Source organism: Nonomuraea sp. NPDC049129, assembly GCF_040648495.1.
Classification (GTDB): Bacteria; Actinomycetota; Actinomycetes; order Streptosporangiales; family Streptosporangiaceae; genus Nonomuraea.
On sequence record NZ_JBEZDU010000044.1, the window covers coordinates 42,154 to 63,166 of the forward strand.

Sequence of the window (21,013 nt, forward strand, 5' to 3'; positions counted from 1 at the left end):
ATAAATCATACTTTTGAAGCATGTGAGGCGTGTGAGCAGGGGCGTCACGGACGAGAGTCTGCACCGCAGCGTGCTCGGCGAGCTGGGCGCCCTCGTGGTCGCGGGCGACTACGCCACCGGTCAGGTGCTCAGGATCGAGCAGCTGGAGGCCAGGTTCGGGGTGTCTCGTACGGTCGTGCGCGAGGCCGTACGAGTCCTGGAGTCGATGGGCCTGGTCAGCAGCCGCCGGCGCGTCGGCATCACGGTGTCGCCCAGGACCTCCTGGAATTTGTTCGACCCCCGCGTCATCCGCTGGCGGCTCGACAGCGGCGAACGCGCCTCGCTGCTCCGCTCCCTCGGCGAGCTCCGCCGCGGCGCCGAACCCGTCGCCGCCGCGCTCGCCGCCACCCATGCCACCCCCGAGCAGTGCGGCCGGTTGACGGAGGCGGTCATGCGGATGGCCGTCCACGGCAGGTCCGGCGACCTGGAGTCCTACCTGGCCGCCGACATCCTGTTCCACCGGACGCTGCTCGAAGCCTCGGGCAACGACATGCTCGGCGCGCTCACCACGGTGGTCACGGAGGTGCTGGCGGCTCGTACGCACCACCACCTGATGCCGGCCTTCCCGGAGCCGGCGGCGATCCGCCGGCACGCGGAGGTGGCCCAGGCGATCCAGGCCGGAGACCCCGCGGAGGCGCAACGTGCGATGGGTGACATCGTCGACGAGGCGACAAGCGCCATGCTCGGGCCAGACGTCTGACGCGCAGTGGTCGCGGAGCCGGCCGGCCACTGGGCGTCTCAGCAGAGGACGGGCTGACGCGCGCCGGTCGCACAGCACAGCTGACACACGCCGGTCGGGGAGCGGCGGCTGACACACGTCGGTCGGGGAGCGGCGGCTGACACGCGCCGGTGGCGGAGCGGCAACTGACGCGCTGTCAGCGGAGTGGTGCCGCTGATGCGTGATCGCGTCGGCGATGCGACATTGGTGCGGGCACACTCCTCGTTCCCTAGGGCGGCAAGATGTGAAATATGCCGACGATTACCGCGGTGCCCGGCGGTCGCCGCGGGTGTACGAACTAGGCGGTCCGCAAAGCCGCTTCCGCGGCAAGCAGGCCGGCTATTCGCCAGGTCAAGCGCTGATCCGGGCCTCCGGGCCGCCGATCGCCGGGGAGAGCCTCTGAGCAGCGGGGCCGCGCGAGCCGCGACCCCGCCGCAGGCGTCCGGAAGGCCGCCTTCACCCGTTCTGTGGAAATCCCGTAATTTCCAAGTTTGGGCATAGAAAAGCGGCGAAGAATCTCCTGGAACCGCAGCACGGAAACGGCCGCGTACCCAATCGGACTCACCCGTAGGTCATCCGTATTCTTGCGATCCGGCCCGTACCGAACCCGGCCCGGCGGCACCCGTCACCCGCGAGAGAACGCCTGCACACCGCGTAACAGCCGGATGGCCGCCTCCAGCCCGCTGGCGGCCTCCAGAGCCCGGCCCGAGGCGGTGGCGAAACGGCTCAGCAGGTGCTCCTCCCGCTCCCCGAAGCGGCGCCCCGCCACCCACAGGAACACGTGCTCCCTCGTGGCGAGCGGCACCGGCATGGCCAGGAAACCGGGCTCGCCCATCGACGCGTCCGGCACGATCAGCAGCCGGACGGACCGCGTGGCGAGCGTCTTGAGCACCCCGGACTCCTGCAGCCACGGGCGTACCCGCAGCGGATCGACCGGGGGCGCGTGCACATTGACGGCCTGGGCGACCTCCCGTAGCGCGTCCACCCGTACGAATCCCGCGTAGGCCGTTCCGGTGACCGCCGCGGCGGTCCCGCTCAGCCTGTCGATCAGTCCCGCGGGGTCCAGGCAGGAGAACGAGGCGATGAGTTCGCGCATGGCGACGTCGACACGGTTGTAAGTCATCGCTGTATCCCTCAGAGGAGGGGGAAGTGAGATCGCGCAGTATGATCACGCGTATCTCAAGGGCGGTGACCCCGAGTCTCGCCGTCGCCGTGTCACTTGACCAGACCCCAACTGGAAATCGGGATTTCCGGTCAGCGGGGGCGCAGGCGGAGCCACTCCAGCTCGTCCGACCGGGTCCCGTCCTCCCTGGGGAACAGCTCGCGTTGCGTCGACTCCTGGACGAAGCCCGACCGCTCCAGCACCCGCTGCGAAGCCTTGTTGCCCACCTCGGTCCCGGCCACGATCCGGTGCAGCTGGGTGTTGGCGAAGGCCCAGTCCACCAGCAGCCGCACGGCCCGCGTCATGAACCCTCTGCCCCGGAACTCCGACCGCAGCGAATATCCGATCATGCCCTGCCCGATCAGCGGCACCACCTGCACCAGTTGCACGTGCCCCGCGAACCTCCCGGAGACGGCATCCTTGATCGCCAGCTCGATCCGCTGCCCAGACACCCACCAGTAGCCGGTGTAGCGGCAGCGCCGCTCGTTGTCCTCCAGCGTGGTACGCGGCCCGACCGCGTAGGCGGCCACACTCGGCTCCCGCATCATCGCGTGGAACTCGGGGGCGTCGGCCACCTCCATCGGTGTCAGCCGTACCACCCCGTCGCTCAGCTCGCCGCCGTCGAAGAACGGCAGGTAGGGCTCGGCCGCCAGGCCGGAGTCGCGCCGGATCCGGGCGAACGTGATGATGTCGGTGCGGCGCCCGTCACGCCCGACCTTGGCGTCACGCCTGCGCCCCTCCTCCTGGAAACCGGCCTTGTAGGCGACTCGCAGGCTGGCGATGTTCTCCACGGCGGCGTGCAACTCCACGCGCTCGACGCCATGGTCGAACAGCCACTCGGTCACCGCCCGCGTCGCCCGGCTCACCACGCCCTTGCCACGCGCCCACGGCGCGGCCAGGTAGCCGATCGCCGCCACGCCCCACGGATCGGGCGGCTGGACGCCGATGGCACCGACATAGTGGCCGTTCTCGGTGATCGTGAACTCGGCGCCGCCGTCCGCCCACTTCGCCTCCGCCGCCCGCAGGTAGGCGCGCGCGTCCTGCAACGTGTACGGCGACGGCAGGGTGTACAGAAACCGGGCCGTCACCGGGTCGTCACACGCGCGTACGATCGCCTCGGCGTCGGAATCAGCGGGACGTCGCAACACCAGGGGACCGGTAGAGATCACCTCACGGGGGAACATCCCTCATAGATATCGCGCGTCAAGGCGTGCTCGAAAGCCCTATAACCTTGCCGACATGGGTTTCCGCAGGCATGGGCCGTTCCAGGCGGGGGATCAGGTGCAGCTCACCGACCCCAAGAACAAGCGCCACACGATCACGCTCAAAGAGGACGGCGTCTTCCACACGCACAAGGGCGCCATCCCCCACAGCGACCTGATCGGGCAGCCCGAAGGCTCCGTGGTGCGCTCCTCCGGCGGCACCCAATATCTCGCCTTCCGTCACCTGCTGCAGGACTACACTCTGGCCATGCCGCGCGGCGCCGCCGTGATCTACCCCAAGGACGCCGCGCAGATCGTCGGCATGGCCGACGTCTTCCCCGGCGCCCGGGTGATCGAGGCGGGGGTCGGCTCCGGCGCGCTGACCTGCTTCCTGCTGCGCGCCGTGGGCCCCGAAGGTCACGTCACCTCCTACGAGCGGCGTGAGGAGTTCGCCGACGTCGCGCGCAAGAACGTGGAGAAGTTCTACGGCGGCCCCATGGACGACACCTGGCGGCTCGTCGTCGGCGACCTGGTCGCCTCGATCGACGAGGTGGACGTCGACCGCGTCATCCTCGACATGCTCGCTCCCTGGGAGTGCGTCGACGCCGCCGCCAAGGCCCTCACACCGGGTGGCGTCATCTGCTGCTACGTGGCCACGACGACCCAGATGTCCAAGACTGTCGAGGCGATTCGCGATCACGGGAGTTTCACCGAGCCCCATGCGTGGGAGACCCTGGTTCGCGACTGGCATGTCGAAGGGCTCGCGGTAAGACCGGATCATCGGATGATCGGCCACACCGGTTTCCTCGTCAGCGCCCGTCGCATGGCGGACGGTGTGGCACCGCCACCACGCCGCCGACGACCGAAGGGGACCACTGAGGAACTATGACAATTTGGCCACGAGGGTGCGTTGGTGCGTGACACGGGAACAGATCGCCGTGTTCCTATGCTGCCAGTATTAAACGCACTATTAGGGATTATTCGCCGAACACTGAATGTCACACGACGAACACTGCCCGGCCAGGTTACGGAGGGGCCCGAGATAGGTAAGGTCCTTAGTAGTCGCCCTCGACTGGGAAGGAGGTGACGGGGCGTGGCAGCTCGCGATGATGCTGAGGCTCGAGCCGCGCAGCGCGAACGGGAGGTCGCTGATCTTTCAACACAGGTCTCCTTCCTCCAAGAGGAGATCACCGCGCTGAGGCGGAAGCTGGCCGAGTCACCCCGTCAGGCCAGAGTCCTTGAAGAGCGTCTCCACGAGGCGCAGGCGAACCTCGCGGCCGTCACCGGCCAGAACGAGCGCCTGGTCGCCACACTCAAGGAGGCCAGGGATCAGATCGTTGCCCTCAAGGAAGAAGTCGACCGGCTGGCACAACCGCCATCCGGGTTCGGCACCTTCCTGGAGGCCAGAGAAGACGGCACGATCGAGGTGTTCACCGGCGGCCGCAAGCTGCGGGTGAACGTCAGCCCCGCCGTCGACGTCGACTCGCTCCGGCGTGGCCAGGAGGTCATGCTGAACGAGGCGCTCAACGTGGTCGAAGCCCTCGGCTACGAAGAGGTCGGCGAGATCGTGATGCTCAAAGAGCTCCTCGACCAGGGGCAGCGCGCACTGGTCATCTCGCACGCGGACGAGGAGCGCGTCGTACGTCTCGCCGAGTCACTGGTCGGGCAGCCGATCAGGGCGGGCGACTCGCTGTTGCTCGAACCCCGCTCGGGCTACGTCTACGAGCGGATTCCCAAGTCCGAAGTCGAAGAGCTCGTGCTCGAAGAGGTCCCCGACATCTCCTACGAGGAGATCGGTGGCCTGATGCGGCAGATCGAGCAGATCAGGGACGCCATCGAGCTGCCCTACCTGCACGCCGACCTGTTCCGCGAGCACAAGCTGCGCCCCCCCAAAGGCGTTCTGCTCTACGGCCCGCCCGGCTGCGGCAAGACGCTCATCGCCAAGGCCGTCGCCAACTCCCTGGCCAAGCAGGTCGCGGAGCGCACCGGCCAGGAAGGCAAGAGCTTCTTCCTCAACATCAAGGGCCCCGAGCTGCTCAACAAGTACGTCGGCGAGACCGAGCGGCACATCCGCCTGGTCTTCCAGCGGGCTCGCGAGAAGGCCTCAGAGGGCACCCCGGTGATCGTGTTCTTCGACGAGATGGACTCGATCTTCCGCACCCGAGGCTCCGGCGTCTCCTCGGACGTCGAGAACACCATCGTTCCCCAGCTCCTTTCGGAGATCGACGGTGTCGAGGGCCTGGAAAACGTCATCGTCATCGGCGCCTCCAACCGCGAGGACATGATCGACCCGGCGATCCTGCGGCCCGGCCGCCTGGACGTCAAGATCAAGATCGAGCGGCCCGACGCCGAAGCGGCGAAGGACATCTTCTCCAAGTACCTCATCTCCGAGCTGCCGCTGCACCCCGACGACCTCGCCGAGCACAGCGGTTCCCGCGAGGGCACCATTCACGGCATGATCCAGAGCGTCGTGGAGCGCATGTACACCGAGAGCGAAGAGAACCGCTTCCTCGAGGTGACCTACGCCAACGGCGACAAGGAAGTCCTCTACTTCAAGGACTTCAACTCCGGCGCGATGATCCAGAACATCGTCGACCGGGGCAAGAAGATGGCCATCAAGCAGTTCCTCGAGAGCGGCCAGAAGGGCCTGCGGGTGCAGCACCTGCTCACGGCCTGCGTGGACGAGTTCTCCGAGAACGAGGACCTGCCCAACACCACCAACCCGGACGACTGGGCCCGCATCTCCGGCAAGAAGGGCGAGCGGATCGTCTACATCCGCACGCTCGTGTCGGGCAAGCAGGGCGCGGAGGCGGGTCGCTCCATCGACACCGTCGCCAACACCGGCCAATACCTGTAAGAGGCTGCTGAGAAGGGCCGCGCGGATCTCCGCGCGGCCCCTTCTCATGCCGCCCCATCTTCTCCGCGTCGCCGAGGGACCCGTGTGAAAATTGGGACCAACGGAACCAAAGTGATCGTTGTGCCGTCCAACTGGGCGTGCAACCACCCAACCGGCCGAGGCGCTCATCTGGAGAAGGCCGGCTGGCCGAACTCGATCTGCTCAGGTTCGTGGCCGCCCTCGCGGTGCTGGCCTTCCACTACCTGATCGCGTTCGCCTCCGTCTGGGGAGACCGGCCCGCCGAGCTCTTCCCCGCCGTCGCCCCGTTCGCCGGGCTCGGCATCCTGGGCGTGGAGTTATTCTTCGTCATCAGCGGCTTCGTCATCCTCATGAGCGCGTGGGGGAGGGGGCTCGGCGCGTTCGCCCGGAGCAGGTTCGTCCGCCTCTACCCGGCCTACTGGCTCAGCCTCGCCGCCGTCGCCGCTCTCTACGGCCTCACCGGCACCAAGGTGCTCGACCCCAAGCTTTCGCCTGGCGAGTATCTGGTGAACGCCAGTATGTTCCAGCGGCTGTTCAAGGTCCTGGACGCCAGCGGCGTCTACTGGTCCCTCTGGGCCGAACTCCGCTTCTATCTCCTCATGGCCATCCTCGTGATCATCGGTGTCACCTACGGTCGCGTCCTGATCTTCGCCGGTGTCTGGCTGGCCGCCGCGCTCGGCGCCGAACTGCTCGGCAACGAGGTGCTCAACGAGATCGTCATGCCCCGCTACGCTCCCTACTTCGCCGCCGGCATGGCCCTCTATCTCATCCACAAACACCGCAACGCCGTGCTGCCCTGGCTCTACGTCGCCTGCGGCTACGTCCTGGCGGTGCACTCCGCGCTCGAACGCGTCCACGGCCGGATCAAGGTCGCCGGATTCAAGAGCATGCCCGTCAGCGACCTCAGCGTGATCATCACCATCACGGTCATCTTCGCCGCGATGTCGTTCGTCGCCCTCGGCGTGTTCCGGCTGCGACCGTCCAGAACGCTCACTGCGCTCGGCGCGACGACCTACCCGCTCTACCTCTTCCACTCGGTCGTCGCCGTGGCTCTCATCCCCATCCTGGCCACCAGAATGGCCCCCTGGGCCACCGCCCTCACCACCACGCTCGCGGCCGTGCTCCTGTCCTACCTTGTCTACTCCCTCGCCGAACGCCCCATCCAGCGTCTTCTTAAGCCCCGCGCGCGTCCACAAACCCCCCCAGTTCCCGCCGTAAAGGTGGAAAAGACTGCGGTGCCATAACTCTGTGACCCTGGGGCACTGTGAAGGGCATAGGCTCGGGCATATAAACGGCGGATAGGCAGATCCGGACGAACAGAGGGTGTTGCATGACGGTGCGTCGGGTGATGGGCATCGAGACCGAGTACGGCATCTCCGTACCAGGTCAGCCAGGCGCCAACGCGATGGTCACCTCCTCGCAGGTGGTGAACGCCTACCTGGCGGCCTCCGCCGCCAGGGCGCGCAGGGCGAGGTGGGACTTCGAAGAGGAGAACCCGCTGCGCGACGCCCGCGGCTTCGACCTGGCCAGAGAGGTCGCCGACCCCAGCCAGCTCACCGACGAGGACCTCGGCCTCGCCAACGTCATTCTCACCAACGGCGCCAGGCTCTACGTCGACCACGCCCACCCCGAATACTCCACCCCCGAATGCACCAACCCGCGCGCCGCCGTCATCTGGGACAAGGCCGGCGAACGCGTCATGTACGACGCCGCCCAGCGGGCCTCCGCGATCCCGTCCAACGCGCCCATCCAGCTCTACAAGAACAACACCGACGCCAAGGGCGCCAGCTACGGCTGCCACGAGAACTACCTCATGCGGCGCGCCACCCCCTTCGCCGACATCGTCCGCCACCTCACCCCGTTCTTCGTCTCCCGCCAGGTCGTCGTGGGCGCGGGCAAGGTCGGCATCGGACAGGACTCGCGCGGCGAAGGCTTCCAGATCAGCCAGCGGGCCGACTTCTTCGAGGTCGAGGTGGGCCTGGAGACCACGCTCAAGCGGCCGATCATCAACACCAGGGACGAGCCGCACGCCGATCCGGAGAAGTACCGGCGGCTGCACGTGATCATCGGCGACGCCAACATGTCGGAAATTTCGACATACCTGAAGTTGGGCTCCACCGCCCTCGTCCTCGCCATGATCGAAGACGGCTTCCTCAGCCGCGACCTCGCCGTCGAGAACCCCGTACAAGCCCTGCGCGCGGTCTCCCACGACCCCACCTGCCGCTACGAGATCCCCCTGCGCGACGGCCGCAAGCTCACCGCCATCCAGCTGCAGATGGAATATCTCGAGCAGGCCCGCAAGTACGTCGAGGAACGCGGCACCGCCCAGGAAGAGATGAACAAGGACATCCTCGACCGCTGGGAATCCGTCCTCACCCGCCTGGCCGAAGACCCCATGCAGCTCTCTCGCGAACTCGACTGGGTCGCCAAACTCGAACTCCTCGAGGGCTACCGCACCCGCGACTCGCTCACCTGGTCCCACCCCCGGCTGCAACTCGTCGACCTGCAATACTCCGACATCCGCCCCGACCGCGGCCTCTACAACCGCCTCGTCGCCCGCGGACGCATGCAGCGCCTGGTCACCGAGGACGACGTCCAGCGCGCCGTCGAGAACCCACCCACGGACACCCGCGCCTACTTCCGCGGCCGCTGCCTACGCCAATACAGCGAGTCCGTCGCGGCCGCCTCATGGGATTCGGTCATCTTCGACATCCCGGGCCGCGAATCCCTCCAGCGCGTACCGACCCTCGAACCACTGCGCGGCACCAAGGCCCACGTGGGCGAACTCTTCGACCGCTGCCGTACCGCCGCCGACCTGGTCGCCGCCCTCACCGGCGGAGACTAGCCGCCGTACGTCTCCGGGCCGGGCCGCCTCACGTCGCGCGCCCGGCCATGGGTGTTCTTCCAGCCCAAGACTTCCGGCTCCCAGACTTCCGGCGCCCGGGTTTCCCGGCCCCCGGAGGCGTCCGGTCAGAGCAGGCCGATGCCCAGCGTCAGCGTGCCCACCGCCAGCGCCGCGCCGCCCACCACCGTCAGCCCGATGAGCTTGCTCGGCTTGGTGTCGCTGGGACGGACCACCGACAGGAAGAAGCCGAGCGGCATGAGGATCGGGGCGACCACGATGAGGATGCGGACCAGGCTCTTCAGGCCGTCCGAAAGATCCGCCTGATCCACGTAGAGCATCGCCACGAGGCTGAACAGCACCAGCACGCCCGCGTGAGCGTGACCCGCCCGCCAGAGACTGCGGCGCACCGGGTTGTCGTTGTAGCCGGGCACGTTCCGCATGAGGAACGTCAGCAGCGAGACACCGCCGAAGGCCACCGCCGGGACTGTGATGAGAAGCACACCTGCCGTGCTCAGGGACGAGGGGGACATCGAAACCTCCTGTGGGACAGGGGCCTCATTATTGGATAGGGGAACTATCTAGTCAAGTCGGCAAGATCGCGGGGCCTTGGGCGCGAAATGTCGCCCGGTTCGGGGAAGATATGCCTAGAGAGCAGTCCCCCAAGCGGAGGTAGGTAGGACATGGCAAGCAAGGACACGGGTGGCCAGAAGCAGGCCGGTCGGCGCGAGAGCGAGGTCGAGGAGACCGAGGCTTCGGCGGCGCCGGACGTGCAGGAGCGCCAGGAGAAGCTCACCGACGATGTCGACGCGATTCTGGACGAAATCGACGAAGTTCTCGAAGAGAACGCAGAGGAGTTCGTGCGCAGCTACGTCCAAAAGGGCGGTGAGTAGGGCGAATCGGACATCAAAATCGGGAGGAATGGGGTGGAAACGCCTGAGGGAGTGAAGTGGTGTCCGGACTGTAAGGAGGTGAAAGAGGTCTCTGAGTTTGGGCTGAACAAGCGGATGAGCGATGGGCTTGCGCGGTACTGCAAGAGTGCATGCTTGCCCAGCAGAATGGGCTATGTGCCATCTGTCAGGTGGTCCCCGGCACGTTCGTCGACCACTGCCACCAGAGCGGCCTGGTGCGGGGGGTTCTCTGTTTCAACTGCAACAACGGGCTGGGGCATTTCGGTGACAACACCGTGTTGCTCGAACTCGCCGCCCTCTATCTGGACGGGGAGATCCTGTGGCCCGAGTTCGTGATCCCGCCGCAGCGGCGTCCGGAGTCGGTGGCGCCGACCAGGACTTACCACCTGACCCAGCGTTACGGCATGCGGCATGACGATGTCGAGCGCATGGTGGTCGATCAGTACGGGTTGTGCGTGGTCTGCTGGGACCGTTCGCCCGAGCATGTCGATCACTGTCACCGCACGGGCGATGTGCGCTACGCGCTCTGCTTGCCGTGCAACACCGGCATCGGCCAGTTCAGGGACGATCCGGGTGTGGCGTGGAGGGCGCTGGCCTACATCGAGGCGACGGTCGAGTGGCAGGACATCGAGGATGTGTCTGAGGAGGAGATCCAGGAGTTCATCCGCGCCGATGAGGAGATGCGGTCCGAGTTCTATGAGCGAGCGGTCCGGGTCTGATCCGGTGGGGCGTATTCGACGGCCACGCCGAGGAGGCGGACCGGCCGGTTGAGGTCGAAGCGGTCGAGCACGGTGAGGGCGGCGCGGGAGAGCTCGGCCGCGTCGGTGGTGGGTGAGGGGAGCTTCGACTGGCGGGTGCGGGTGAGGAAGGGCGCGAATCGCACCTTTACCGAGACACGGACGATCACGCGTCCCGCGGCGGTCGCGTCTGAGGCGACCTGTCGGGCCAGTGTCGCTATGTGGGTGGATATTTCGGTTCTGTCGGTGAGGTCGTTCGGGAAGGTGATCTCGCGGCTGTGCCCTCGGGCGACCCAGGGAGTGGTGACGACCTCGGCTTCGCCCTTGCCGAGGGCGAGATAGCGATACCAGGGGCCGTTGGCGGGGCCGAAGCGGCGGGCCAGGTCGGCGGGGTCGGCGGCGGCGAGCTGGGCGACCGTGTCGAGTCCTAGGTCGGCGAGCTTTTTGGCGATCTTGGCGCCGATGCCCCAGAGCGCGTCGGTGGGCCGGTCGTTCATGACCTCGGCCCAGTTGTCGCCGGTGAGACGGTAGATCCCGGCGGGTTTGGCGAAGGCGGAGGCGAGTTTGGCCTGGTGCTTGTTGTCGCCGATACCGACGGAGCAGGACAGGGCGGTTTCGGCCAGGACGGCCTGCTGGAGGGCGGTGGCCAGCGCCTCGGGGTCGTCGGTCCGGGCGCCGATGAACGCCTCGTCCCAGCCCCAGATCTCCACCAGGACGGGAAACCCGCGCAGCGTGGCCATGACGCGCTCGGACGCGGCCTCGTAGGCGGGCGGGTCACTGGGCAGGAAGACGGCGTCAGGGCACCGTTTGAGCGCGGTGCGGAGCGGCATGCCGGAGTGGACGCCGTGTTCGCGGGCTTCGTAGGTGGCGGTGGCGGCGACGGTGCGCGGCTGGGTGGGGTCGCCGGAGCCGCCGACCACGACGGGTCTGCCGCGGAGTTCGGGGTGGCGCAGGATCTCGACGGCGGCGATGAACTGGTCGAGGTCGACATGCAGGACCCAGTCCTTGATGGACATGTCTCTCAGAGTAGGACGTGCAGCACCCAGTCCCTGGTGGACGCGTCTCTCAGACGGGCCCCAGTCCCTGGTCGTCGCGTCTCTCAGAGTTACGACCTCGAGCACGATAGGGATCAAGACGGCCTTGCCTGAGGTGTTCGGGTGATGGGGGATCACCCCCCGTGACGTTCGGCGGCGCGGTCGGAGACCAGGGCACCGATGGCCCGGATGGTCTCCTTTAGATCGTCACGTTCTCCGGTCCAGCGCAGTAGGACGGCCCATTTCTTGCTTTCGGCGATGGCGTGCTCGACGCATATGCGTTCGGAGGACTGTTGGCGGCGGGCTTGCTCGAAGGCAGCGATGATCTCGGGCGGGGCGTCTTTGCCGGGTCTTTTCGGTGGGACGCTGACCTTGTCGGGGTGAGCGTTATGCAGGCCGCGGTAGCCGCTGTCCATCTCCACCTGGACGTCGGCGTCCCGGCTTGCCGGCTTGGGGACGGCGGACTTGGAGCTCGCTGCCGTCAATGCGCGGCTTGATCCCGTTGGAATGGGCGTAGGCCAACACATCGGCCAGGGTGTGCAGGCGCACTCCCTGCGGGGTGGCATAGTCGCGTCCGGCCAGCAACGGCCGCACTCGGCCGATGGCCCGGTCGATGGTGGAGCGGTGCACGCCATACAACGCGGCCAAGGCAGTGACCGGCAGTCCGGTGCGCAGGAACGCCAAGGTCGCCAGTACCCGGTCGACGAAGACCAGCGTGGGCTTGGGACCCGCGATCTACTTGAGACAGATCCCGCCTCGACTGCCAAGATCAAGATCTGCCTGAGATGCTCAGTTGAGCAGCGAACATCGGCTCCAGGGCGTTCAACATAAGCGTTCTGCAGCGCTCCGTTCCGCCGGCAATCCTGCCCGCCATCGCCAGCGAGACGCAGCCGTGCAGGAAGGCCCAGATCGTGTCGACCGCGCCGGGGGGATCGGCCAACTCGGCGCCCCGCATCTGCGCGATGCCCTGCAATGCGAGGCGGAAGATACGAAAGGCGTTCTTGGCCTCCCGCGGGGTCTCGGCTGTGCCGAACGGCACCCCATCCATGCCGTTCATCGCCTGGTAGAGCTCCGGGGAGGCGAACGCGAACGCCCAGTACGCCTCGGCCATCGCGACCAGCCGCCCCTCAGGGGAGCCCTCCGCCGCCAGGCGCAGTTGCTCAGCGAGTTCGGCGAAGCCGAGCATCATCAGCTCGACCAGCAGATCCTCCTTATTGGAGAAGTGCTGGTACAGAATCGGCGCGCTGTATTCGAGCTTGCCGGCGATGCGGCGGATCGTGACTGCGTTCCAGCCTTCCTGGGAGGCGATGACCCGGGCTGCCTCCAGCAGTCGGGCGCGCATCTCCTCCCGCTCCCGCTCACGCCGCTTCTTGCTGGCGCTTGGTTCGGGCTGGGTCTTCGTCGTCACGATGCGTCCTCTCTCTTGACGCCGACATCCTATCGCCGGTCTAATTCCTAACAATGTTAGATCTATGAACATCGTTAGGGGAACAGCATGATCGTCGTGTTCGGCGGGACGGGCAGACTCGGCCGTCAGATCGTGGAACAACTCCGCCAGGAGGCAAAGGCAGTGCGCGTCGTCACCCGCGATCCGGCCACGGCGAACGCGGTCCAGGGCGTTGAGGTTGTCGCGGGCGACGTGCACGACCGGCGCACGCTGGTCCGAGCCGCGACCGGGGCCGAGGCGATCGTCTGCACCGTCCAGGGCGGCAACGGCAAGGGGAACAGCGGCCCCAAGGGCATTGAGGGCGCCGGGATCCCCAGCCTCATCGGCGTCGCACGCGACACCGCGGTCGAGAACTTCGTCTACATCTCCTCCGCCAGCGCCCACGCCGACAGCCCCGTCGAGTTCTTCCGGCTCAAGTTCGAGGCCGAGCGCTTACTGCGCACCAGCGGCCTGCCGTACTCGATCCTGCGGCCCACCCACCTGATGGACACCTGGGTGGAGATGCTCACCGAGTCGATCACTAAGCAGGGGAAGGCCACCGTATTCGGCTCGGGCACCAACCCGGTCTCATGGGTAGCCGGCAAGGACGTCGCCAAGGTCGCCGCCGCGCTCGCCATGCGCCCCGGCGAAGGCTGGTCCGCCGACCTCGGCGGCCCCGAGGCGCTACCGCTCACGAAGGTCAACGAGCTCATCGCGGCCTCGCTGGGCCTGAAGATCAAGGGTGAGAACAAGATGCCAGTCGGGATGCTCCGCGTGATGAGCCCGCTGACCAGGCCGTTCAACGCGGTCCTCGCCCGACGGATGCAGATGGGGGCACTGCTGGACACCCGGCCGCAGATCGTCGACTCCAGCGCGGTCTGGGCCCGGTTCGGCGAGCCGCTGTCCCTGCCGACATGGCTGGAGATCAACCACCCGAGCGGCCGGGAACGACTCTGACGTTCTGCCGCCCTCGGCGCGTTCCCCGTCCACCCGCCGCAATTCAGGGAAACGACCATCACTTGAGTCAGCCTGTCAGCAGGTCCCGCCCACTACCTCTCTACACCAGCCCCGATCATCGTGCGAGAGGTCATTAGGACGTGCGGGACCCGGACCCCGGTGGACACCTCTCTCAGAGCAGGCGGCCGTCGCGGTAGAGGAGGGAGCGGCGGGGGAGTGCCCAGGCGGGGGCGCCGATGGGGGGTTCTTCGCCTTCGGGGACGACGGCCTGGATGAGGGCGTCGTCCGTCCCGAGGGTGACCAGGGTGCTGGTGCCGAGGTTCTCCAGGACGGAGACGGTGCCGGGGAAGGCGTCGGGGCGGGCTTGGAGGAGGAGTTCCAGATATTCGGGCCGCGCTCCGTACACGAGATCTCCGCCGGCGATGCCCGCGGGGGCGGGGAGGGTGGCGCCGGCGACGTGGAGGGTGCCGGAGGTGATCTGGCCGGGCAGCAGGTTTCATGGGGGTGGAGCCGATGAAGGCGGCCACGAAGGGGGTGGCGGGGCGCTGGAACACCTCGGCGGGGGTGCCGACCTGGGTCATCCGGCCGTGGGACATGACGGCGATGCGGTCGGCCAGGGCGAGGGCCTCGGCCTTGTCGTGGGTGACGAAGACGGTAGTGACGGGCGAGCTCGCGCTGCAGGCGCTTGAGGAAGGTACGGGCGTCGAGGCGGAGCCGGGCGTCGAGGTTGGACAGCGGCGGTGCGCAGGAGGGTGGTCTTGCCGCAGCCCGACGGGCCGAGCAGGGCGAAGAACTCGCCGTCGGCGATGGTGAGGTCGAGACCGTCGAGGGCGCGTACTCCGCCGGGGAACACCTTGGTGAGGCCGTGCAGCGAGATCACCGTTTGATCCCTCCGTGGAAGCGGAAGCCGTACCGCTGGGAGACGAACAGGTACATCGCCACCACCGGGAGCGAGTAGAGCAGTGAGAAGGTGGAGATGAGCTCGAGTCTGGGTGAGCCGCCCTCGGTGTAGAGGGTGTAGAGGATGACCGAGCCGGGGGCCTTGTCGGGGTCGCGCAGCAGGATGAACTGGAACAGGAATCCGCCCCACACGCTGGCCAGCGCCCAGACGGCGATGGTGGCCAGGCCGGGCCGTACGAGGGGGATCACGATGTGCCGCAGGATCTGCAGGGATGAGGCGCCGAAGACGCGCGCCGACTCCTCGTAGGTGGTCGGCGTCTCGTCCATGAAGTCCTTGAGGATGAAGATGGCGGCGGGCAGCAGGCCGCCGGAGACGACGAGGATGACGCCGAGGTGGGTGTCGATGAGGTCGAGCCTGGTGGCGAGTTCGAAGATGGGCACCATGGCGGCGGTGCCGGTGACGACGGACGACAGCAGCAGGAGCAGATAGAGCAGCACGTCGCGGCCGGGGACGCGGACCCTGGACAGGGCGTAGGCGGCGAGTGCGGCCAGGACGACGACGAGCGCGGCGGCGCCGCCGCCCTGGATGAGGGAGTTGCGGATGGAGCCGAGGGCGTAGGGGTTGTCCAGGATGGCGGCGAAGTTGCGCAGGGTGAAGTCCGGGATGGAGGTGGTGATCGCTGGGGTGGCGTCGAAGGGGGCGCTGGCCAGCCAGAGCATGGGCAGCGCGAAGAAGGCCAGGACGATGGCGATGAACATGGTGGCGGCGAGCCGTCCGATGGTGTGCCGGATCATGCCGGTGGCCTTCCCGCCGTGCGGCGCCGGCCGCGCAGCAGCCGCAGGTACGCCAGGGCGAAGACGAGGTTGATGAGCAGGATGAGGAAGGACACGGCGGCGCCCACGCCGAGTTCGCCGCCTTTGAGGGCGATGTTGTAGACGTAGACGGGCAGGATCTCCGAGCGTCCTTCCGGCCCGCCGCCGGTGAGGACGAACGGGGTGAAGTCGTTGAAGGTCCAGAGGCTGATCAGCAGCAGGTCGGTCAGCACGTGCCGCCGGATGAGCGGGAAGACGACGTCGCGCAGTTGCTGCGGCACGGAGGCGCCGGCCAGGCGGGCGGTCTCCAGGTGCGAGGGTGGCACGTTCTCCAGCGCGGCGGCGTACAGCATCATCGAGAAGGCGGTGCCGCGCCAGATGTTGAAGACGATGATGGACGGCAGCGGGTAGTCCAGCAGCCAGCCCAGGCCGGGCGTGCGCAGGAGCGCGTTGAGCGTGCCGTCGTCGCGGTCGAGCAGGGCGAACCAGAGGAAGCCGACGACCGTGCTGGGCAGGATCCACGACAGCAGGACGACGCCTTCGACGGCCCGTCGTAGCGGCCCGCGGCGCGTGCGCAGCAGCCAGGCGAGGGTGAAGCCGAGCCCAGCCTGGCCGAGGACGGCCGAGCCGCCGACGTAGACGACGGTGAGCCACAGCGAGCTGAGGAAGCGTGGGTCGGTCAGCGTGGTGATGTAGTTGTCCAGGCCGACGACCTGGGGGTCGGCGGCGGCCAGGCCGGTGAGGCGATAGTCGGTGAGCCCGAGGTAGATCGTCCAGAGGGCGGGGAAGACGAGGAAGACGGCGATGAGGACGAGGGCGGGCAGGATGAACCCGGCCGCTCGCGTCCTGCCGAGCCCCGCCGCGTCAGTATTCATGGCGATCCTTCGGATCGCGGTTCGGTCGCTGGGATCCTGTGCCTTCCCTCGTCTCTCCGGTCGCTTCGCTCCCTGCGTTCCTCAGTTCAGGCCCAGGCGCTCTCTCACGGTCCATGGCGATCCTTCGGATCGCGGTTCGGTCGCTGGGGTCCTGTGCCTTTCCTCGTCTCTCCGGTCGCTTCGCTCCCTGCGTTCCTCAGTCCAGGCCCAGGCGCTCTCTCACGGTCCATGGCGCTCTCACCCGGCGACGTGGTCCGCGCCGCCTACCAGTTCTTCCAGCTTGGTCTGGTAGGCGGCGGCCGCCTCGTCGGCGGTTTTGCCGCTGACGATCGCCGCGGTGGCCTCCTGGAGGGCGACGGAGACCTGGGGGTAGACGGCGAGGCCGGGGCGGTAGGCGGTGATGGGCAGCACCCTGTCGGCGATGTACTTCAGCATCGGGTCGGCGGTGAGGACCTCGCTGTTGACGTCGCCGCGGGAGCTGATCCGGGCCTGTCCGGCCAGCTGCGACTTGGTGGCCGCCGCGGAGTGCATGAACGCCAGCAGTTCCCAGGCCAGCTTGGGGTTCTTGGAGAAGGGGTTCAGCACTCGTACGGCGCCGCCCGACATGCTGGCGAAGTCCTGGCCGCGGATGGCGCCGCCGGGGTTCTTGGCGGGGATCTCGGCGTAGCCGACGGCCGAGTCGCGGTCGGCCATGGGGGCGACCCCGGCCTTCGGCTCGATGACGGATCGCCAGAAGTAGTCGCTCTCGGCCAGGATGCCGATCTTGCCGGCGGCGAACTGGGCGAAGGACTTGTCGCGGCCCTTGGCCTCCTGCTGCAGTTTGGGGTCGCTGAGCCCGGAGGCGTAGAGCCGCTGGTAGAAGCCGAGGACGTCCTTCATGGCCCGGGTGGCGCCGGTCCACTTGCCGTCGGCGTAGATCTCGGACCCGGCGGCGGCGAGGAGGGGGAGCACGCCCTGCATGGTGGTGGCCTCGCCCATCGCGGTGCCGGCGTTGATCTGGATGGGGGTGGGGACGCCCGCGGCCTTCAGCCTGCCGCCGGCCGTCAGGATGTCCTCCCAGCTCGTCGGCTGCCATGGGTCGGGCAGGCCGGCCTTCTTGAACAGGGTCTTGTTGTAGAACAGGACGCGCCCGTCGGTGCCCTGGGGCAGGCCGTACTTCTTGCCGTCGAAGACGCCGAGCCCCTGTACGGCCTGCGGGATCTGTGACCAGCCCTCCCAGGAGTCGACGGCGGGCCCGCCCAACTCGACCAGCGGCTTGATGTAGTCGGCCTGGGCGAACTCGCCGACCCAGATGCCGTCGAGGTCGATGACGTCGGCTCCGGCCTTGGACTTGAGGTCGAGCGCGATCTTGGTCTTGTACTGCTCGTCGTCGACCCCGCTGGGCTGGAAGAGCACCTTGACGTTGTGGTGGGTCTGCTCGAAGCCGGGGATCACCCATCGCTTGATCCAGTCGGCGGACTCGGAGTTCTTGCCCCCGGAGATGGAGTTGGCGGTGATGACGAGGGTGATGCCCTCCCCTCCGGCGGGCGCGCCGCTCCCGCAGGAGCAGAGGGACACGATGGCGAGAGCCGCGATCACCGCAGGTCGGCTGGGGAGTCGCATGTCGGCCTCCTGTTCAGGACGTGCAGACATACCGACAATCGCACGGCCTCTACTGGGCGTAAAGAAACGATCTGGTGACCGGTTCGCCGTGGGCTGATCGTGGGAAGTGCAGACAGCGACGCAACATGAGTAGGGTCCCCTTTAGGGACAGTGACGTTTGGGAGGGAGTCGCGTGGCATCGCACAGGGATCTGCCCGTCGGCTTGATGGACCAGCTTTTCCACAACACCGGAAGTTCCTCGTTCACCGAGTTCGTCGGTTCGCGCGCGCCAGGGCTGCTTCCGGTGCGTGGTGAGATTCTGGCCACGCCGATCGGCGACCAGGTTCCGCACGCGACCACGATCGTCGCCGCCACGTTCGCGGGTGGCGTGGTCATGGCGGGCGACCGGCGGGCGACGTCCGGCAACATCATTTCTCAGCGTGACGTGGAGAAGGTGTTCAGGACCGACGATTATTCGTGCATGGGCATCGCCGGCACGGCCAGCACGGGCATCGAGATGGCCAGGCTCTACCGGGTCGAGCTGGAGCACTACGAGAAGCTGGAGGGCCGCACGCTATCGGTCAACGGCAAGGCCAACCGGCTGGCCGCGATGATCCGCGGCAATCTCGGCATGGCGATGCAGGGGCTGGTGGTGGTGCCGCTGTTCGCCGCCTATGACGCGGAGCGCGACGGCGGGCGGATCTTCAGCTACGACGTGGCGGGCGGCCCCTACGAGCGTGACCGGTTCGACGCGATCGGTTCCGGTTCGATTTTCGCGCGGGGGGCGCTGAAGAAGCTCTACCGCGATGGGATGTCGGCGGACGACACGGTGATGGCGTTGATCCAGTCGCTGTACGACGCGGCGGACGACGATTCGGCCACCGGCGGGCCCGATGTGACGCGGAAGATCTGGCCGATCGTCTCGGTGATCGACGCCGACGGCTTCCGCCGGTTGTCGGACGACGAGGTGGCCAGCTACGTCGAGCAGATGCTCGAACTGCGCCTCATCTCCCCTGACGGCCCCATCGCCCCGCTGCGCTAGAAAGGACCCCTTCCGTGTCCATGCCTTTTGGATATGCGTCCCCTGAGCAGATCATGCGGGACAAGGCCGACTACGCGCGCAAAGGCATCGCGCGGGGTCGCAGCGTCGTCGTGCTGCAGTACGAGGACGGCATCCTGTTCGTCGCGCCCAACCCGTCGCGGGCGCTGCACAAGGTCAGTGAGATCTACGACCGCATCGGGTTCGCGGCGGTGGGTCGTTACAACGAGTTCGAGGAGCTCCGGCTGGGCGGCATCCGCTACGCCGACATCAACGGCTACACCTACGACCGCTCCGATGTGACGGGTCGTGGGCTGGCCAACCTCTACGCCTCCAACCTGGGCCGCATCTTCACCGAGTCGATCAAGTCGCTCGAGGTGGAGGTCGTGGTGGCCGAGGTGGGTGACACGCCGGAGGGTGACGCGATCTACCGGCTGACGTTCGACGGGTCGGTCTTCGACGAGCACGGCTTCGCGGCGATGGGCGGCCAGGCGGAGGCGGTGGCGACGCGGCTGAAGGAGGGCTACCGCGAGGGCATGCCACTGGCCGCCGCGCTGGAGGTGGCGCTGACGGCGCTCACGGAGCCCGGTGGGGAACGCCCGCCGGTGGGGCAGCTGGAGGTGGCGGTGCTGGACCGCAACCGCGAGCACCGCAAGTTCCAGCGGCTCGCGGGACCGCGCCTGGAGCGTCTCCTCGCCGCCGCCCCGCCCGCTGCCACTCCGCCCGCCGCCGGCGGCTCTCCGCTCGAATCCGACGCCGGCTCCGACACCCCGCCTCCGACCGGTCCTGAGGGCGACGTCGACGACGGCTCGCCGCCGCTCTAGGCCACCGCCTCCGGGAGCGCGCGATGAGCCGATGGCCAACGCTCCGGGAGTGCGCGGCCGGCCATGGCCAATGATCCGATGGCCAACGCTCCGGCAGTGCGTGGCTCGGGTGCTCTGATCTCGTCTTGCTCGGGCGGGCGATCTTCGCCCGTCCGAGCTTTTTGTCGTACAGGGCCGGCGTCCGCCCGGCTGGACAGGGGATCGGGCGGACGCCGGCACGAGACGGCCCGCGAGTCCTGGGGAGTGTGACCTGGTTCACACGTATTTGGGCGAACCGTCGAGCGGGAACAAGGATCTCAGAAGGCGTGAAGAACCCGATGCGTACCCTCCTCGCCGGCGCCGCCGCCGCGACCGTCGTCCTTACGGCCGCCACCGCCGCGAACGCCGCCACCACGGGCCTGCCCAAGTTCAAGGCGCCCAAGACCTTCGGCACGACCTTCCAGGCCGACCCGAAGCACGACTTCACCAAGCACATCTCCCCCCGCCACGACGGCATCCTGCGTGGCCTGATCACGCACCTCAGCGGTGACACCGCCGAGTACACGCCGGTCAAGTGGAAGAAGGGCACCATGACGGAGGGGCAGTTCGTCACCCCGCCCGAGGGTGACTCGATGGCCTACTCCTCGCGGATCGCCAAGAACGTGGTGTTCCTGTCGGCGTTCGGCTGCAAGGTGGCCGAAGGTGACCTCACGGTCGGCAAGAAGGACGCTCTCGGCAGCAAGCGCTGCTCGCGGTCGGTCCTGATCAAGCGGCACAAGAGCAACGCCCACCCGTCGCTGATCACGGTCTACAAGGGCGAGATCGTCCAGGTCCAGGAGATCTACACCCCCTGACGCCCCAAGCGGCAGTACGAGCGGAAAATGACGCCGGTGTGACCATCCGGCGGGGCCGCCTCGCGAGACGGACGGAAGCCCGCGAGGGAAACACGGGGAAGATCTCTCCCGCTTGACGATCCGTGGGCATAGTGTGAGGTGATGGATCGTCGCATCTTCGGGCTGGAGAACGAGTACGGCGTGACCTGCACGTTCAGGGGACAGCGCAGGCTGTCCCCCGACGAGGTCGCGCGCTACCTGTTCCG

23 protein-coding genes are annotated in these 21,013 nt (G+C 67.6%); 11 read left to right on the forward strand and 12 right to left on the reverse strand.

All coding sequences use genetic code 11. From position 1 onward, the window contains the following. Positions 1-22 precede the first annotated feature (22 nt). Positions 23-739 carry an FCD domain-containing protein gene (locus AB0B64_RS57810; RefSeq protein WP_358204789.1) on the forward strand — a complete coding sequence of 239 codons (717 nt, stop codon included), beginning with the start codon at positions 23-25 and terminating at the stop codon, positions 737-739. A gap of 643 nt (positions 740-1,382) precedes the next feature. Here the strand turns inward: AB0B64_RS57810 and AB0B64_RS57815 are convergent. Next, positions 1,383-1,880 (reverse strand): hypothetical protein, encoded by a 498-nt coding sequence (locus AB0B64_RS57815; protein WP_358204794.1) that lies wholly within the window; start codon positions 1,878-1,880, stop codon positions 1,383-1,385. Positions 1,881-2,011: 131 nt separating this feature from the next. After that, complete coding sequence (locus tag AB0B64_RS57820) at positions 2,012-3,103, reverse strand: GNAT family N-acetyltransferase (RefSeq protein ID WP_358204800.1); 1,092 nt, start codon at positions 3,101-3,103, stop codon at positions 2,012-2,014. A 55-nt stretch (positions 3,104-3,158) separates the two neighbouring features. On the opposite strand from AB0B64_RS57820, the gene AB0B64_RS57825 reads away from it, so the two are divergent. The 4 genes from AB0B64_RS57825 (at position 3,159) to dop (ending at position 8,841) form a co-directional block, all read left to right on the forward strand. After that, on the forward strand, positions 3,159-4,010 hold the full coding sequence (locus AB0B64_RS57825) for a tRNA (adenine-N1)-methyltransferase (protein WP_225291278.1): 852 nt from the start codon (positions 3,159-3,161) through the stop codon (positions 4,008-4,010). Positions 4,011-4,214: 204 nt separating this feature from the next. Continuing rightward, a complete protein-coding gene (gene arc / locus AB0B64_RS57830; protein ID WP_225291277.1) occupies positions 4,215-5,978 on the forward strand; it encodes a proteasome ATPase in 1,764 nt (587 codons plus the stop codon). 137 nt (positions 5,979-6,115) lie between these two features. Beyond that, positions 6,116-7,240 (forward strand): acyltransferase, encoded by a 1,125-nt coding sequence (locus AB0B64_RS57835; RefSeq protein WP_357951698.1) that lies wholly within the window; start codon positions 6,116-6,118, stop codon positions 7,238-7,240. 86 nt (positions 7,241-7,326) lie between these two features. After that, positions 7,327-8,841, forward strand: coding sequence for a depupylase/deamidase Dop (dop, locus tag AB0B64_RS57840; protein WP_263654939.1), 1,515 nt, complete (start codon positions 7,327-7,329; stop codon positions 8,839-8,841). A gap of 125 nt (positions 8,842-8,966) precedes the next feature. On the opposite strand, the gene AB0B64_RS57845 is transcribed toward dop, so the two are convergent. Further along, positions 8,967-9,371 (reverse strand): hypothetical protein, encoded by a 405-nt coding sequence (locus AB0B64_RS57845; protein WP_358204815.1) that lies wholly within the window; start codon positions 9,369-9,371, stop codon positions 8,967-8,969. A 150-nt stretch (positions 9,372-9,521) separates the two neighbouring features. On the opposite strand from AB0B64_RS57845, the gene AB0B64_RS57850 reads away from it, so the two are divergent. Both AB0B64_RS57850 and AB0B64_RS57855 read left to right on the forward strand, forming a co-directional pair. Further along, positions 9,522-9,731, forward strand: a complete 210-nt coding sequence (locus tag AB0B64_RS57850) for a ubiquitin-like protein Pup (RefSeq protein ID WP_225291274.1) — start codon at positions 9,522-9,524, stop codon at positions 9,729-9,731. A 149-nt stretch (positions 9,732-9,880) separates the two neighbouring features. Continuing rightward, the gene (locus AB0B64_RS57855) at positions 9,881-10,468 is read left to right on the forward strand and encodes an endonuclease domain-containing protein (protein WP_358204826.1); all 588 of its coding nucleotides are present in this window, start codon (positions 9,881-9,883) and stop codon (positions 10,466-10,468) included. Here AB0B64_RS57855 and AB0B64_RS57860 read toward each other — a convergent pair. The 4 genes from AB0B64_RS57860 to AB0B64_RS57875 all read right to left on the reverse strand — a co-directional run bounded on the left by AB0B64_RS57860 (position 10,444) and on the right by AB0B64_RS57875 (position 12,928). Next, the gene (locus tag AB0B64_RS57860; RefSeq protein ID WP_357951704.1) at positions 10,444-11,502 is read right to left on the reverse strand and encodes a DNA polymerase IV; all 1,059 of its coding nucleotides are present in this window, start codon (positions 11,500-11,502) and stop codon (positions 10,444-10,446) included. The genes AB0B64_RS57855 and AB0B64_RS57860 overlap by 25 nt on opposite strands. Positions 11,503-11,654: 152 nt before the next feature. After that, positions 11,655-11,936, reverse strand: a complete 282-nt coding sequence (locus tag AB0B64_RS57865) for a hypothetical protein (RefSeq protein WP_357951705.1) — start codon at positions 11,934-11,936, stop codon at positions 11,655-11,657. Beyond that, positions 11,908-12,255, reverse strand: a complete 348-nt coding sequence (locus AB0B64_RS57870) for a transposase family protein (RefSeq protein WP_358204875.1) — start codon at positions 12,253-12,255, stop codon at positions 11,908-11,910. The genes AB0B64_RS57865 and AB0B64_RS57870 overlap by 29 nt, the downstream gene beginning before the upstream one ends. A 34-nt stretch (positions 12,256-12,289) precedes the next feature. Further along, positions 12,290-12,928 (reverse strand): TetR/AcrR family transcriptional regulator, encoded by a 639-nt coding sequence (locus AB0B64_RS57875; protein WP_357951706.1) that lies wholly within the window; start codon positions 12,926-12,928, stop codon positions 12,290-12,292. Positions 12,929-13,015: 87 nt separating this feature from the next. Here AB0B64_RS57875 and AB0B64_RS57880 point away from each other — a divergent pair, with 87 nt between their 5' ends. Continuing rightward, a complete protein-coding gene (locus tag AB0B64_RS57880; protein WP_358204838.1) occupies positions 13,016-13,903 on the forward strand; it encodes an NAD(P)H-binding protein in 888 nt (295 codons plus the stop codon). Positions 13,904-14,075: 172 nt separating this feature from the next. On the opposite strand, the gene AB0B64_RS57885 is transcribed toward AB0B64_RS57880, so the two are convergent. The 5 genes from AB0B64_RS57885 to AB0B64_RS57905 all read right to left on the reverse strand — a co-directional run bounded on the left by AB0B64_RS57885 (position 14,076) and on the right by AB0B64_RS57905 (position 18,093). Then, positions 14,076-14,396 (reverse strand): TOBE domain-containing protein, encoded by a 321-nt coding sequence (locus tag AB0B64_RS57885; RefSeq protein WP_358204880.1) that lies wholly within the window; start codon positions 14,394-14,396, stop codon positions 14,076-14,078. 84 nt (positions 14,397-14,480) lie between these two features. Next, positions 14,481-14,783 (reverse strand): ATP-binding cassette domain-containing protein, encoded by a 303-nt coding sequence (locus AB0B64_RS57890; RefSeq protein WP_358204847.1) that lies wholly within the window; start codon positions 14,781-14,783, stop codon positions 14,481-14,483. Beyond that, entirely contained in the window at positions 14,780-15,598 is an 819-nt protein-coding gene (locus AB0B64_RS57895) for a carbohydrate ABC transporter permease (protein ID WP_357951714.1), read from the reverse strand. Before AB0B64_RS57895 ends, AB0B64_RS57890 begins: the two co-directional genes overlap by 4 nt. Then, entirely contained in the window at positions 15,595-16,491 is an 897-nt protein-coding gene (locus AB0B64_RS57900; RefSeq protein ID WP_358204857.1) for a sugar ABC transporter permease, read from the reverse strand. The genes AB0B64_RS57895 and AB0B64_RS57900 overlap by 4 nt, the downstream gene beginning before the upstream one ends. Positions 16,492-16,728: 237 nt before the next feature. After that, positions 16,729-18,093: an extracellular solute-binding protein gene (locus AB0B64_RS57905; RefSeq protein WP_358204862.1), complete on the reverse strand. Its 1,365-nt coding sequence runs from the start codon at positions 18,091-18,093 to the stop codon at positions 16,729-16,731. A gap of 205 nt (positions 18,094-18,298) precedes the next feature. Between AB0B64_RS57905 and prcB the strand changes: the two genes are divergently transcribed. The 3 genes from prcB (at position 18,299) to AB0B64_RS57920 (ending at position 20,768) form a co-directional block, all read left to right on the forward strand. Then, positions 18,299-19,114 carry a proteasome subunit beta gene (gene prcB, locus AB0B64_RS57910; protein ID WP_358204886.1) on the forward strand — a complete coding sequence of 272 codons (816 nt, stop codon included), beginning with the start codon at positions 18,299-18,301 and terminating at the stop codon, positions 19,112-19,114. A gap of 20 nt (positions 19,115-19,134) precedes the next feature. Next, complete coding sequence (gene prcA, locus AB0B64_RS57915) at positions 19,135-19,935, forward strand: proteasome subunit alpha (RefSeq protein ID WP_358204892.1); 801 nt, start codon at positions 19,135-19,137, stop codon at positions 19,933-19,935. A gap of 305 nt (positions 19,936-20,240) precedes the next feature. After that, positions 20,241-20,768: a hypothetical protein gene (locus tag AB0B64_RS57920; RefSeq protein ID WP_358204869.1), complete on the forward strand. Its 528-nt coding sequence runs from the start codon at positions 20,241-20,243 to the stop codon at positions 20,766-20,768. The last annotated feature ends 245 nt before the right edge of the window (positions 20,769-21,013 follow it).